The following is a 653-nucleotide window of genomic DNA, read 5'->3' as shown; positions in this document are numbered from 1 at the left end:
CACGGCCGCGCGGCTCGCGCGTGGCGAGGAAGCGCGGCTGACGCTCGTCGTGTCCGATACGTACCAGTCGAAGCGCTACGAGGAAACGTTGATGGCGCTCGAACGGCGCTTTCCGGCGCTCGAGCTCGAATGCCAGATCGCCGAGCACGAGGACGTGCTCGACCTGATCCAGCAGGGGCGCGCGCAGCTCGGGCTGATGGCTGCGCGCGCGGCCTACCCGGCCGATATCGGCGCGGCGACGATTGCGGAGGAGTCGGAAATCGGGCTGTTCGTCGGCCGCACGCACGCGCTCGCCGAGTACGGCGACGCCGACGTGCCGCACGCCGCGTTGCGCGACGTGCGCGAACTACGCCTCAATACCTATGTGAAAACGGAAGGCCGCGGCGCTGACGACCGGATCGTCGTCGGCACGCAGCACTGGCTGGCGCCGAGCTACCTGATGCTACTGGAGATGGCCGTGCTGGGGTTCGGCTGGGCCGAACTGCCGCGCTGGATGGTGGACCACTTCGCGCGCGATCGCCTGTGCGAGCTGCGTGCACGCGGCTGGCCGCGCCGCGTGCGGGTCGATGCGGTCTGGTCGCGCAACCGGCCGCTCGGCCCGGTCGGCTCATGGCTGCTCGATGCAATGCTGGCCGCGTAGCGGCGCTTGCCGA

The 653-nt window shown here is 70.3% G+C and carries 1 protein-coding gene; it reads left to right on the top strand.

Translation table 11 applies throughout. From position 1 onward, the window contains the following. Window positions 1–640: substrate-binding domain-containing protein (locus tag G3N93_RS41260; RefSeq protein ID WP_206135668.1), on the top strand; the 640-nt coding region annotated here is incomplete at its 5' end. Window positions 641–653: the final 13 nt, after the last annotated feature.

It is taken from the genome of Burkholderia sp. Se-20378, from assembly GCF_017104665.1.
GTDB lineage: Bacteria > Pseudomonadota > Gammaproteobacteria > Burkholderiales > Burkholderiaceae > Burkholderia > Burkholderia lata.
This window is presented reverse-complemented; position numbering and strand designations above follow the sequence as displayed.